Here is a 12,625-nt window from a genome sequence, read left to right on the forward strand (position 1 = left end):
CTAATTATTGTTTATAACTTTAGAACTATTAGAGTAAAAGCATTATTTTAGCATATTGTTTCATTAATATTTTGAGCCTAACAAGAGGAGGATTTTACACATGGGAAATGATGGTGTTGCAGTTTGGCGAAGTTGCCTAGATATTATTAAAGATGAAATCTCTGCACAGAGTTTTCATACGTGGTTTATACCTATTAAACCCGTTAAATTGGAGAATAATGTCTTAACCATTGCTGTTCCAAGTCCTTTTTTCTATGAATGGCTTGAAGAATATTATGTACACGTTCTTAAAAAAGCAATTAGTGCTGTTTTAGGACCACAAGGTAAATTGGAGTACTCTATGATGATGACTCGTAGACCTAAAAATGCTCCATTTACATTACAAAGAGGCCAACAGGCTCCACAACAGCAACAGAATTTTGATCAATCTTCATCATATGGAAATATGAATCAAAATTCAGGGTACAATCCTCAACAATTTAATTCGCCACAACAACAACAAGGAAGAACTCCTAATCAAGGGAATTTCAACTCTCCTTATCAAGAAAATAACAACCAGAATCCTTCACAAGGGGGAATGCAAGGTGGTGGATTTAATCCACAACAACAGCAACAAAGACCTGCAAATCCAAACCCATATGCGAAGGAGAATCTAGAGAAAAATAGATCGAATTACATGCAGAATGAGGGATTTAATACTCCTTCTCAAAACCCTGCATCGAATAACGATATGCAAGGTTACCCTGATGGAAATAATTTCTATAATTCTAATCAAGGTAACTCTTCTTATGGAACGCCTCCTCCAAATAATATTGGAAACAACCTTTGGGGTGAACAGGCGCAAAATCCATTACCTCAGAATAATCCACAAAATCAAAATCCTCAACAACCAAATAAGAGGGAATCTTTAGGGGGAACTCAATCCAATAGTTATCAAAACCCTCCTCAGTATAGAAAAAGTGGTAATAATGCTATGCCTCAATACCGTAATTCTCAGCAAAACAGAATGATGGAAGAGCAGCAGCAACAACACCAACATCGTCCTCAAACTCCTCCTCAGGGCGGAAACATGGATGGTTTTGTAGATCACTTTAGAGTGCCTAATGCACAAGAAAGTACATATAGAGAATCTTATTTAAATCCTACTTATACTTTCGAGACATTTATTGAAGGAGATTGTAACCGTTTGGCCAGATCTGCGGGTATCGCTATTGCTAAAAAGCCAGGGGCTACTGCATTTAACCCTTTAGTAGTTTATGGAGGTGTTGGTCTTGGTAAAACACACTTAGCACAAGCAGTAGGTAATGAAGTGAAGTACAGTGACCCATCAAAATTCGTTTTGTATGTGTCGTCTGAACAGTTCACTACTCAATTTATTGAAGCATTAAAGAACAATAATGTACAGCAGTTTACCAACTATTACTTACAAGTAGATGTACTTATTGTAGATGATATACAGTTCCTTGCTAAAAAGGAAAAAACTCAGGAAAATTTCTTCCATATTTTTAACCGTTTGCATCAAAATGGTAAACAGATAATCATGACTTCCGATCGTCCTCCAAGAAGCTTGGAAGGCTTAACAGATCGTTTATTGTCAAGATTTAAGTGGGGATTAACTGCAGATATTCAAAAGCCAGATTTTGAAACTCGTGTAGCGATTGTAAAACAAAAATTGATGTCTGAGGGAGTGATGGTTCCTGATGATGTTGTTGAATATTTAGCTTACAATATCGACTCTAATATCAGAGAGTTAGAAGGAACGTTAGTTTCTCTAGTAGCCAATGCATCCTTGATGCAAAAGCAGGTAGATTTGGACATGGCTAAAAATGCTTTGTTGAATATCGTCAGAAATACAGAGAAAGAAATTACCATTGAGTTTATCCAACAAATTGTAGCAGAGTATTTTGGTATTTCAGTTGACGAACTAAAATCGAAAACAAGAAAGAAAGACATTGCTCAAGCAAGACAGATAGCCATGTATTTCTCTAAAGAATACACTAAAGAACCATTAAAATCTATTGGTAATCAGTTTGGTGGTAGAGATCATAGTACTGTTGTGCACGCAAGTAAAGCAGTAACGAAACGTACTGCATCTGATGCTTTATATAACCGTATTTTGGAAGAGTTATTAGATCAGATGAACATTAAAAGTAAAGGATAATAAACACATTTTCCCTTGCCTAAATTAAACGACAATCAAAAGCTTTTATTCACTCAATTAATAGCCCTAGTATTTATATTTATTGGGTTCTATTTTATTGATAATACCAGGAAATCCTCCTACGAAACAGACATTTGGCATGTTGTAGCAAGTGAAGCTATTGCTTTGGTAGAAGTGGAACACCCTTCAGAACTTCTATCTGTAAAAGATTCATCTTCTTTTTTTAATGCTGTAAAGGGCCTCGGAGGCGGAAAACAATCTGATAAAGTACTCTCAAAGTTTTTAATTCTTCTCGATTCTGCCGTTCAAAACCCTACTTTAGGAGTGAAAGGGAATGTCTATTTTTCCTTAAATTCGACGGGTAGTCAACCCACTTCTTGGTCATTTTATATCCCAACAGAAGAACGTTTTTATATCGACTATTTTCAGCAATTAAAGAGTTTACCTAATAAACGCTTTAACAGAAAATACAAAGGTGTTGAAGTACAAGAATTCGAATTGGATGGATCATTATTGTCTGTTGCCAAAATCAGGAATTTTATTGTCGCCTCTACTGATGCTTTATGGATAGAAGAAGCCATTAGAAATGATGGTGAGCGTTTTTATGACGAATATTATTTTCAAACCCTAAATCAAAATTTTAAGGAATACAATACATCTTTAGCAGACGGGGTGAATGTTTGGATTCGTTCTAGTGCAGTTGTGGATTGGTTTGAGAGTATGAATAATTTAGGGGTGACTCATCCTTTTCCAAGTTTGATGGATTATACTTTTGGTCTAAAATTATTCGAATGTGCTGAAAAGAAAAATGAGGTTTCTATTAAAGCCCATAATACACTAGATCCAAATAGTTTCTTGTCTTATGTCGATCATACACTGAGTTCATCAAAAGATTTGGCTCATAGATTAATGACGGACGATATAGCCTTTTATGAAAGATGGAATGTGAATGATGTAGATGGATTTATTAAATCATCTCAATCTTATTCCATAAAAAATAATCCAACTTTTCTTCAGCAAAAAAATAAACTATTTGATGCTCACGGCATAGATCCTACATTGATTACACATCATTTAAAAGGGGATTTTGTAAAAGCAACTGTACCATCAGTTACAGGAAGGGATTGGAGTAATATTTATTTTTTTCAAGTGAATGATCAAATCGGTATCGATAAAGATTTAATTGATTTGAAAAGGGCTTATGAAAAATCCAATCAACAAAAAGCAGAGATCATTGGCCGAAATGGTTTTTCTATTCTACGATTAAAAGTAAATAACCTTACAGGTATGGTGTTCGGCCAAAAGTTTGACGCTAACAGCGAGGCCACCTATTTAGTAAGAGTAGATAAATTTTTAGTAGTTGCTACTGATCTTCCTATACTTTCGAAGTGGCTTAATGATTGGTTGATTAAAAGAAGATGGTCGAAGCAAAAAAGATTTCAGGAATTGGTGACAAAGCTGAATAGCTTGCAATCGAAAGCCTCTTTTGTGATGAACACCACTGCTTCTTGGTCTTCTATGATGAATAGCTTTTCGAAACCCTACCAGAAATATCTTACCCGTTATAGACAATTATTATTGAGCTTGAACTTTCAGGTGTGGTCATATAACAACAATGAGTTTGAGTGGACAGCATTGTTTAGTGGTGACCTAAAAGAAGGAAAAACAAAAAGTACAGAATTATTATTCTCTAGAGAAACTGGTGTTGATTTAAAATATCCACCATTCTTATTTAATAATGAAATGGGTAACCCGGAAGGGTTTGCTTTGATTGATAAAGAAAACATTTTAGAGGCCTATAACTTTACAGGAGATACGGTTTTTTATCAAGAATTTGATTCTTTACTATCTTCTAAACCAGAATTGATTTGGGATACTGAACATAAAGCATCACTTTTTGTTAGTCAGAACAATAAAGTATTACACCTCAATAGAGAGGCACAATATTTTAATGATTTTCCAGTACAACTTCCAGATGTTTCTCAGATAGAATATTTAAAATGGTTGCCATGGCATGCCGATGGTAGTAAAGAATTCTATCAAAATACAGAAGGTGTCGTATTAGCTGTAGACACATTAGGTAATATATATGGTATTGATTTGGATGGTCAATTAAAAGGAAAATGGCAACCTGTGAATACGTTACATAGATTATGTATGCCTCCATATGTCTTCGAGTCCAATGCTAAAAAATACGTCATTACACTTTCTAGTGAAGGTAAATTAATTCTGTTTGACCATAAAGGAAATTACATGAAAGGTTTCCCTAAATTGTTCAAAAAGAAAGTATCGCCTAAGTTATTCGTTGAGGAAGATGCTACACTAGGAGATACCAAAATTGCCTTTATTTCTAAAATTGGTCAGATTGTAGAATTGAACGCAGAAGGAGAGGTATTGAAAAATGAAATGCTTGGTGATAGAGCATCGAATAGAAGGTTCCAATTGTTGATTGATGAAGCTAGAAATAGAAATTATCTGATTTTGAACCAAAGATATGGGAATTTACAGGTGATGAACAGCGGGGGACAGCAACTTTTTACCAAACAATTTAAAGAAAACTCTTTAGTGATTGGTCAATATTTTGATTTTGGTGTAGATGCCGAAATCGTTGTCATTACTTTCCCGAAAGAACAAAAGGCCTACCTATTCTATTCTAATGGTCAACCGTTTATCTCTTCTCCAATATCAAATGATAAGGAGGTAGAGATTATCTATAAACCTGAGTTACAACAATTCATATTGGTTTCTTCAGTTGATAACAAAACAGAAATACGTACTATAGATCGAAGAAATTAGGTGATAAAAACTAAAATACTGTTAATCTCACTACAAAGATCAATCTAATGTATATTTTTGTAGTGTCAAGTGTTTTCACATAACAACAAGACAAACAATGATTAAGAAAATATTTATAGTATTAATTGCTTCAGCAGCATTATTCTCTTGTGGTAAAAAAACAAGAACTAAGAAAGAAGCAAGACAAATAGCTTTAGGAGTGGATACTCCAGATTATACTGCTTTTAATATTGAAACAATGCATACCGAGGATGCAGTGCCGAAAAATAAATTGAAAGCAAAAGTGCAGATGCGTTACAAAAACGGTAACGAGAGGTATCCAGAGGGGATTGATATTGTTACTTATGATCAAGAATCTAGTGAAGAATCATCTCACTTAATTGCCGATAGTGCTATCTATACAGCCGACAGTACCATGTATACAGTTTATTCTAATGTGGTATTGGAAGATTATAAAAAAGGACAAAAATTAGAAACAGATACGTTACACTTCAATAAGGAAACAGGCGATATTTTTACAGATGATAATGTGAAAATTACTACTGAATATGAAATTGTAACGGGTAAAGGTATGCGTGCAAACCAAAATGATCCGGAGAATTACGAAATTCTTCAAGTGACTGGTTCAGTGTACGTAGAGTAATCTTTAAGACATGAAAAAAACGATATTGGTAGCACTTGGTGCTGCCTTTTTCATTATTGGGGTAAATGAAACTTTTCACCACGGTATCTTGGCCAGTTATTGGTTGTTTATGTTATCAGGTGCTTGTTTTTTAGGAATCCAATTTTCGAAAAAAGCTACAGACAAATCAGAAGAAACACCTTCTAAGTCATCTACTTCTAAAAAATCTTCAAATAGAAAACGTAAAAAGAAATGAATTGGTCAATTGTTTTTAGAGAATTAAAGTTCTTTACATTTTTTGTTATTGGCTATATCCCTGTTTTTTTAGGGGTGATGTACGTAATTCAAGAAGAGCCTAAAATGTCTTACTTTTATCAAGGTATGTTAGTGGCATTTATTGTAACTTACGTAGTAAGAACAATATTATTTATTATGAAAAGCATTGACTAACATGAACATCAAAAAGCCTTTTTTAACCCTAATCTTACTTTTTCCTTTTTTTGTACAAGCCCAATTTTCTTTAGATCAAGAGGAAAGTTCGAAATACATTATCGATCAAGAAAAAGTATCTGATCATAAAGTTCAGATTTATAATGTCTGTTACGATCCTTCAACAAAACCTATATTTCCAAAAGAGAAAGATTTTAAAAATGATCAATGGATCTACGATGCTTTGCATAATAAGGAGGATAAAAAAGGAGAGTTTTATCTTTTGATGTCAAGAGGTACGGCAATGCTTTCACGACCTGTTTTTACTAAGGAACAATTGTTATCAGTAGGTTTTCAGAAAAAATGTATTGAGGGTTATTCTGTATCTAAAACAGATAAATTATTTGAGGCAGAAGGAAGCAAATTTAACCCAACGTACGAGTTTATAGTAGATGTATTTTCTGCTGATGATGAAGTAGATCAACCTCATGTGAAAAGCATGATTTCTACATTGGGGGAAATTACGTGGGATAATAAAACAATTAAGCCCACGGAAACTGTAGTGAAAGTAGGTTTTAATTTTGATCGTGTAATGATGCAAAAGACGACTTACCTTACAAGGCAAATCACTTTTTATTATAAAATCGAAGAAAATAAAACCTTAGTGCAATACTATGTGCTTAGTTATGTGTATTCACTTCCTCCTTCATTTGTTGGTGGGGCAAAACTAATGATCAACAAAGTAAACGAAGGTGTTTTGTTTGGTTTTAACGCTTCAGAGAATTATCAATAAGATCTAAAAAATAAAATATCAAGATATATAGAGGGGATTTAGTAAATAAGTCCCTTTTTTATTGCATACTCTAAGAATAGATTTTAACTTTTAAGTAAGTAATCTCGATCAATCAAATCAGGTTATTAGAATTTTTTCATCAATAGATGAATGTAGCAATCGACAAATTTTAAAATAGAAGTCGGAAATCTAAATCCATGAATGGACTTTATATAGAATACTCTTGGTGGTGGATGTTTTTAGGAATAGCACTATGTGCTGCCGCCACTTATTTTTACTATACTCAGAAACAAGTTTGGACATTAAACATCAATAGAATTTTGATTGTATTGAGGTTTACTGCCCTATTAATGATATTTTTCTTGTTGTTGGACCCTATGATTAAGAGTCTGCAGCGTTATTTCGAAAAGCCAATCATCTCTTACATTATAGACGATTCTGAGTCTATGATTGCCACACTTCCTTTAGAAAATGTCCAAAAATTAATGGGTAAGATAAAAGGGACAGCAGAGGAATTGGAAGCTAATGGTTACACCACAAAGTTCTATAACTTGGATGGTGAGTTGATCGAAAAGAAGAATCTTGAACAGCTTACCTTTAATCATAAATCGACCAATTTGAGTAATTCGATTCAAAAGTTGGAAGAATTAAATGAACATGAGAATCTAGCAGGTATTACCCTTGTTACTGATGGTATTTTTAATCAAGGTTTTTCTCCTTTATATGTGCCTTCTGTAGTGCCAGTTTATACGGTAGGTATTGGTGATACTATTCCTCAGATTGATTTGCAAATTAAAGATGTCTATGCAAATAAAATAGCTTATATGGGGAATAAATTTCCTGTGATCGCTGAGGTGGTTAATGAAGGCTTTGTTGGAAAAATTGTCGAAGTATCATTAAGTAATAATGGTAAAATCTTAGAGAGAAAAAGATATAAGATTGCTAACGAAAAAGGATTCGAACAAATAGAGTTCTTAGTTGAGGCAAAGAAAAAAGGGTATCAGAAATTTACGGTATCAGTTAGAAATTTAGATGGGGAGTTCTCGAAAGAGAACAACGTGAAATCAACTTATGTTGAGGTGATCGAAGGGAAGGAAAAGATTTTATTAATTGCCAACGCCCCTCATCCGGATATCAAGGCAATTCGTGCGGGTGTGGAAAAAATAAAAATTACGAGCTACATATTTATATACCTGGCTTAAAATTCAAAAATGGAATAGGCTACGATAAAACGGCTAAATATGATTTGGTCATCCTTCATGAATTCCCTAATATCAAACAGAAAGCAGGGTTACTGATCAAAAAATTCTTGAAGGAAGGATTGCCTATTTGGTATATTGTTGGCGATAAAACGGACATCAATTTATTTAATGCTCAAAACGATTTATTGATGATTAAAGGCTATAGAGGTCAAAAAGATAAAGTAACTGTAGCTTTTAATGATGACTTTAAAACCTTCACTTATAAAAAAGAACAAAAGAAAACATTGGAACGTATGCCTCCTGTAGAGGTTCCTTTTGGAGAATATACAGTAAAATCTGGAAACGTTTTGATGTATCATAAAATTGGGAGTGTAACTACTTCTAAACCTTTTATGATGATAGGTGAAAACAATGATGTGAAGACGGCTGTAACCGTTGGTACTGGGTTGTGGCAATGGAGATTGCATGAAGGACTGCTAAATCAAGATGATGAAGCGGTAGATGAATTGATTAGTAAAGTCATTCAATATCTATCTACTAAAACAGATAAGAGAAGATTTAGAGTCAATACAACTCAATCCGAATATTCTGATATTGAAGATGTAGTGATTGAAACTGAAGTATATAACGATATCTATGAATCGATTTATGGACAGACTATTGATTTGGTTATCCAAAATGATAAAGGAGAAAAATCAACTTATACTTTCTTAAACTCATCTCCTTACTTTAAATATCATTTATCTGATTTATCCGAAGGTGTTTACTCATTTAAAGCCTCCACAGAAATTGAAGGTAAAACAGAAGTTGCAAAAGGTAATTTTACTGTGAAAACAATGGAGCTGGAAGCATTGAATCCTACTGCAAATTTTGATTTACTAAGGAATATATCTGATAAAACAGGTGGCGTTTTTTATGAAGAGGCCACTATTGATGCCTTTTCTGATGTATTAAAAGGAAATAAAGCACCTCAAAAAATTCATGCAGAAGAAACTTATAAAGAGTTGGGATCTACATTTTGGATGTTGATATTTATCTTTGTACTTCTCTTCTCAGAATGGATTATCAGAAAAATTTATGGAGCATTTTAATTATTTAACTTAATACGTTGCTATTTCAATTGCTAAACAAATAATAGATGTACAACTCTTTTAAATACTATGGTTATTTTATACTTTATTATTATGAATTCAATATTAAAAATTCGTTTTCATGATAATTAGTGTAAAAATTACATTAATATAAAAGATGTATCTATTTTAATAGATATTTTCTCTAAATAAAATTTACCTTTGCAATGTGACAATGAGGTACTGTATTTGTATAACTTCTATAACATTACACAGTGTTCGAGAGTTATTCTCATAGAGTGTCTCACATCCAGCACTGAATATATTTACACGCATAAACAGAGTACCTAATTAATATGGGATTCAACAAATTGACCACCAAGGAAAAGGCTTTAAAAATAAACCTAGATCCTAATATTTATGGTTCAATTGCAGAAATTGGAGCAGGACAAGATGTAGCTGCAAATTTCTTTAAAGCAGGTGCCGCTTCAGGTACAATCGCTAAAACAATGTCGGCTTATGATATGGCTTTCTCCGATGCAATCTATGGCCCTGAGCCAGGAGGAAGATATGTTTGCCAAAGCAGAGTAGAGCGAATGCTTCATAAGGAGTTTAGCTTATTAGGAGAACGTCTTCCAAATAGAGCAGATGATACATGCTTCTTCTCTTTTGCTGATACCGTAGAACAGTTAAACTTTAATAGAACCAACCAAGGACACGGATGGCTTGGAATAAGGTTCCAAACCAAACCAAATGGTGGAGCAAATGAAGTCGTTCTACATGTTGAATTAAAGGACAATGATCCTTTGATGCAACAAGAGACCATTGGTATTCTAGGTGTAAACCTTATCTATGCATGTTTTTACATGACAGACAATGTGGATGATTTCTTAAGTTCTCTAATGGATGAACTGAGTATTCATAAGATTATTGTCAATTTTGTAAGAGTTACTGGTCCAGACTTTATGGATGTGGATAACCGTTTATTAAGTTTATTACTTGTTAAAAACGGATTAGCTAAAACAACAATGTTTGGTCCTGATGGTCAAGTAGCTTTACCTCAAGATTTCCTTTATAAGAAAAACATCTTAGTATTGAGAGGTCGATTTAGACCAATTACTAAAGTAAATATTGATATGATGGAACGTTCTTATGAGCACTTTAAGAACGATCCCGATGTAGATGAAAATAATATTGTAACAGTTGCCGAGTTAACGCTAGCCAATCTTAGAATTTCTGATGATAGGAAAAAGGCTGAGAGCGACTTCCTAGACCGTATCGATATGTTATGCTCTCTAGGTTACACGGTAATGATCTCCAAATATCAAGAGTACTACAGATTAACAAACTATTTATCTCGATTTACAAGAGGTAGAAAAATTGGTGTGGCTGTGGGTATGTACAACTTGGAGTATATTTTCACTCCTAAATACTACGAACACTTAAAAGGTGGTATTTTGGAAGCATTTGGATATCTATTTGGTAGGAATATCAAATTATATGTTTATCCTTCTTTATCTAGAGATCATGAACACCAAGAAACAAAAGTGTTGACAAGTAGCGATATTGTTCTTGAAAAAGATATTCGATCTTTATTTAAAGCGATGAAAGATGCGAATAAAATCGAGGACTTATCAGATTGTAATACTGAGAACCTCAATATTATTTCTGATAAAGTTTTACAATTGATCAAACAAGGTGATAAAGCTTGGGAAAATATGGTTCCACAGGTAGTTGTCGATCAAATAAAACAATTTTGTTTGTTTGATTACCCTTGTTCTGTTGAAAAGAAAATTGAGATTGAAAAATCGAGAAAAGAATTTACTCGTCAGAGACAGCGTGAAGCGATGAAGAGAAGTTCTAAAGAACTCGTTTAGAGATATTTTAATCATATAAATGAAGTCACTTTCTAATTTTTGAAGGTGACTTTTTTTTATTTATGATATAAAGTAATGAGTAAACGAACTCAGGTTTATATTATTTATCAAATAATTAAAGAAAACTTCGGTTTTTCCTTAGGGTGCAATATTGAGGTTTGAGGTTAATTTTGTATTATTGATTATAATCCAAACGTTATCATGGTACATCAAGAATACACATCCTCTTTATCGTCTTTATTAACTGACCTTAGTGGGCATAAAGAGTCCGCATGGTCTTATTTGTATATTAATTACCAATCTATGGTGGTTAATTTGGTTAAAAAAAATGGAGGTGATGAAGAAGCCGGTAAAGAAATATTTCAGAATGTAGTTATTGATCTTCATAAGAATATCGAAAAAGGAAAATTGAGAGAAGACTCCAACCTTAAAAACTACATATATACACTGGCTTATAATCAATGGAGGGTTTACCTAAGGAATAATAAAGGAAAGAATGATGAATTAGATCACGATAATTCTTTATTAGATGAATCGGTAAACTTTGATGAAGAACAATATGAACTGTTTGATGATTTGTCAGGAATCATCAGTCAATTAGGAGAAAAATGCCAAGACCTAATTTTATCCAAGTATTCTAAAGTGAAGATGTCCATGGCAGAAATTGCAGAACAAATGGGTTTTGCTAATGCGAGATCGGCCACTTCTCAACTGAATAAATGTATGGAAAAGGCAAGGAATGAAGCAGTAAAAGTGCTTAAATCTAAAGAAATGTAGTATGGAAAATCAAGAACTTACGACATTATTTGATGCCTATATTGAAAATCAGTTATCGTCTGAAGAAGTGGAATCTTTTAATTTAAAATTAAAAGAGGATGCACAGTTCAAAAAAGATTTTCAAGCGCATCAATTATTGATCAATCATATTGAAAACGGTTCAATAAAAAAGGAATTAAATGATTTTGAAAATCGATATATTCCTGATAAAACCACTTTAATTGATGACTATTTAAATAATTCATTATCTGAAGAATTAAAACTCTATGTAGAGAATAAATTAGAAAATGATGAAGAGTTTAAACTAGAAATCGAAGCACAGCAGTTATTAATTGAGCAGGTTAAAAGAAAAGTATTAAAAGAGAGGTTGAAGACGTTTGAATCATCGAATACAGAAGATGAAAAAACGGAAGCCAAAGAAGTAGTATTTAAAGTAGAACACCCTCAGGAAGAGAATCAAAAAAAGCAATTTATTTATACTAGAGTAGCCGCTATTGCTGCCTCTGTATTGATTGTACTTTTTGCTGGAATTTACTACTTAAATTCAAATTCTTCTCCTAGTTCACAAATCACATCAATAGCAAAGTATAGCATTGATATTGAACAAAAGAATAAAGGGATGGGTTTTGCTCAGTCCGATTTAGAAAAAGTACAAGTGAAAATCTATAAAAGTGAAATGCTAAAAGGACAATATAAATTTGATGATGACGTGTTATCAATTTATGTAGGAAAAGCACCTAAATCTCAAGTAGAATTGTTATTTGATGCTACATCAGATCCTCCATTTTTACTTACAATAGATAAAGAAAAATACTATGTTGACTTTACAGAGTCGCTTAAAAAATTGAAATAACAAAATTGAGGTGGTTTCATTGTAATTATGAAACCACCTCTATTT

The 12,625-nt window shown here is 33.0% G+C and carries 10 protein-coding genes and 2 pseudogenes; all 12 read left to right on the forward strand.

Features of this window, described 5'->3' with window-relative positions; translation table 11 throughout:
• Nucleotides 1-100: 100 nt before the first annotated feature.
• Nucleotides 101-292 (forward strand): annotated as a pseudogene (locus tag MY04_RS28145) (DnaA N-terminal domain-containing protein); the annotation flags it as partial.
• A 678-nt stretch (nt 293-970) separates the two neighbouring features.
• Nucleotides 971-2,161: pseudogene (gene dnaA, locus MY04_RS00010) on the forward strand (chromosomal replication initiator protein DnaA); the annotation flags it as partial.
• Nucleotides 2,162-2,176: 15 nt separating this feature from the next.
• Complete coding sequence (locus tag MY04_RS00015; protein ID WP_066204474.1) at nt 2,177-4,957, forward strand: hypothetical protein; 2,781 nt, start codon at nt 2,177-2,179, stop codon at nt 4,955-4,957.
• Between the two features lie 97 nt (nt 4,958-5,054).
• Entirely contained in the window at nt 5,055-5,600 is a 546-nt protein-coding gene (gene lptC, locus MY04_RS00020) for an LPS export ABC transporter periplasmic protein LptC (RefSeq protein ID WP_066204477.1), read from the forward strand.
• A gap of 10 nt (nt 5,601-5,610) precedes the next feature.
• Nucleotides 5,611-5,835: a hypothetical protein gene (locus tag MY04_RS00025; RefSeq protein ID WP_158297492.1), complete on the forward strand. Its 225-nt coding sequence runs from the start codon at nt 5,611-5,613 to the stop codon at nt 5,833-5,835.
• The gene (locus tag MY04_RS00030; RefSeq protein WP_066204482.1) at nt 5,832-6,029 is read left to right on the forward strand and encodes a hypothetical protein; all 198 of its coding nucleotides are present in this window, start codon (nt 5,832-5,834) and stop codon (nt 6,027-6,029) included. Before MY04_RS00025 ends, MY04_RS00030 begins: the two co-directional genes overlap by 4 nt.
• Nucleotide 6,030: 1 nt before the next feature.
• Nucleotides 6,031-6,801 carry a hypothetical protein gene (locus MY04_RS00035; protein WP_066204485.1) on the forward strand — a complete coding sequence of 257 codons (771 nt, stop codon included), beginning with the start codon at nt 6,031-6,033 and terminating at the stop codon, nt 6,799-6,801.
• A gap of 197 nt (nt 6,802-6,998) precedes the next feature.
• The gene (locus MY04_RS00040; RefSeq protein ID WP_066204488.1) at nt 6,999-8,003 is read left to right on the forward strand and encodes a hypothetical protein; all 1,005 of its coding nucleotides are present in this window, start codon (nt 6,999-7,001) and stop codon (nt 8,001-8,003) included.
• A gap of 44 nt (nt 8,004-8,047) precedes the next feature.
• Entirely contained in the window at nt 8,048-9,094 is a 1,047-nt protein-coding gene (locus MY04_RS00045) for a hypothetical protein (protein ID WP_066204491.1), read from the forward strand.
• A gap of 335 nt (nt 9,095-9,429) precedes the next feature.
• Nucleotides 9,430-10,950, forward strand: coding sequence for a nicotinate-nucleotide adenylyltransferase (locus tag MY04_RS00050; RefSeq protein WP_066204494.1), 1,521 nt, complete (start codon nt 9,430-9,432; stop codon nt 10,948-10,950).
• Between the two features lie 201 nt (nt 10,951-11,151).
• On the forward strand, nt 11,152-11,727 hold the full coding sequence (locus tag MY04_RS00055) for an RNA polymerase sigma factor (RefSeq protein ID WP_066204497.1): 576 nt from the start codon (nt 11,152-11,154) through the stop codon (nt 11,725-11,727).
• A gap of 1 nt (nt 11,728) precedes the next feature.
• Nucleotides 11,729-12,580 (forward strand): hypothetical protein, encoded by an 852-nt coding sequence (locus MY04_RS00060; protein WP_066204500.1) that lies wholly within the window; start codon nt 11,729-11,731, stop codon nt 12,578-12,580.
• The last annotated feature ends 45 nt before the right edge of the window (nt 12,581-12,625 follow it).

Origin of the sequence: Flammeovirga sp. MY04, from assembly GCF_001682195.2 — a bacterium.
Taxonomy (GTDB): Bacteria; Bacteroidota; Bacteroidia; order Cytophagales; family Flammeovirgaceae; genus Flammeovirga; species Flammeovirga yaeyamensis.

Excerpts from the sequence above, each read along its gene's own strand:
- MY04_RS00025 (WP_158297492.1), top strand. The coding sequence starts at position 5,611 with ATGAAAAAAACGATATTGGTAGCACTTGGTGCTGCCTTTTTCATTATT.
- MY04_RS00035 (WP_066204485.1), top strand. The coding sequence starts at position 6,031 with ATGAACATCAAAAAGCCTTTTTTAACCCTAATCTTACTTTTTCCTTTT.
- MY04_RS00055 (WP_066204497.1), top strand. The coding sequence starts at position 11,152 with ATGGTACATCAAGAATACACATCCTCTTTATCGTCTTTATTAACTGAC.
- MY04_RS00050 (WP_066204494.1), top strand. The coding sequence starts at position 9,430 with ATGGGATTCAACAAATTGACCACCAAGGAAAAGGCTTTAAAAATAAAC.
- MY04_RS00040 (WP_066204488.1), top strand. The coding sequence starts at position 6,999 with ATGAATGGACTTTATATAGAATACTCTTGGTGGTGGATGTTTTTAGGA.
- lptC (WP_066204477.1), top strand. The coding sequence starts at position 5,055 with ATGATTAAGAAAATATTTATAGTATTAATTGCTTCAGCAGCATTATTC.
- MY04_RS00060 (WP_066204500.1), top strand. The coding sequence starts at position 11,729 with ATGGAAAATCAAGAACTTACGACATTATTTGATGCCTATATTGAAAAT.
- MY04_RS00030 (WP_066204482.1), top strand. The coding sequence starts at position 5,832 with ATGAATTGGTCAATTGTTTTTAGAGAATTAAAGTTCTTTACATTTTTT.